The 1,041-nt window shown below is 76.8% G+C and carries 1 protein-coding gene; it reads right to left on the minus strand.

The features are described from left to right. Positions 1–591: 591 nt before the first annotated feature. On the minus strand, positions 592–1,041 hold a 450-nt coding region (locus ACWGH4_RS35385), incomplete at its 5' end, for an ROK family protein (protein WP_453468037.1).

Below are 1,041 nucleotides of genomic sequence, written 5' to 3' on the forward strand. Positions count from 1 at the left end.
CGAGCTGCCACCCCAAGGCGGTACCGCACCCCGCATGGAGCGACCACCGGCCGGAAGGGGCGGCACGGACGTGAGGGGGACGGGGTCGTAGGAGGGGGGTGTCCGGAAGTAAAGCGTCGCAACTCGCGCGCAGCGCGGTGAGGATAGCCATTCCGGGCACCCCCCCCGGAGGCCCCGACACCCGGCACCACCCACCGGCGCAGCCCCGCCCCGCAAGGGGCGCAACGCACTCCCCTACCGGGGCCACGCCCGCAAAGGGCGCACCCGCGCCGTGCCCGCCCCGCAGGGGCGACACGCCGCACCGGCCACCTCCGCAGAGGGCCACACACCAAACCGGCCACGCACGCCAGGACGCAACGAAACCGGGCCGAGCCACGCCCCGCAAGGGGCGCAACGCAACCGGGACCACGCCCTCAGGGCGCGCACCACCCACGCGGCCACGCCCGCAAGGGCGCACGTGCCGGGCGCGCCCCGCAGGGGCGTAACGCACGGCCACCAGGGGCACGCCCCCTGCCGAGCCCGTCCCCAGAGGCGACGCGCACCGGAGCCGGGCCACGCCCGGCAGGGGGCGACCGCAGCGTGGGGGTGCGGCTATGGGATGCGTGGCGGGCGCGTGCCGCCGCGGGTGAGGAAGTCGGAGAGCGGCAGCGTCGCCGCGCCCACCGTGACCGCGTCCGCGCCCAGGCGGCCCAGTTCGATCGTCGTGCGGGCGGCCGCGTGTTCCAGGGCGTACTCGGCCGCGTAGCGCCGCACTTGGGGCAGGAGGTGCGGGCCGAGCTGGAGTCCGGCCCAGCCGCCGAGCAGGATGCGTTCAGGCCGGAAGAGGTTGATGAGGTCGGCGACCGCGGCGCCCAGGTATTCGGCCGTCTCGTCGAGGAGGGCGAGGGCCGCAGTGTCGGCCGGCCCATCCGTGGGATACGCGGCGACGAGCAGCGCGGCCAGCGCAGTCTCGTCGTCGGTGTCGGCCGTGGCGACCGTGTCGCCCCCGTCGCCCGCCGTCGGCGCCCCGCCGGCCTCCCGGCGGCGTTCGCGGAGTGCTTC

This window comes from Streptomyces sp. NPDC054847 (assembly GCF_053610925.1).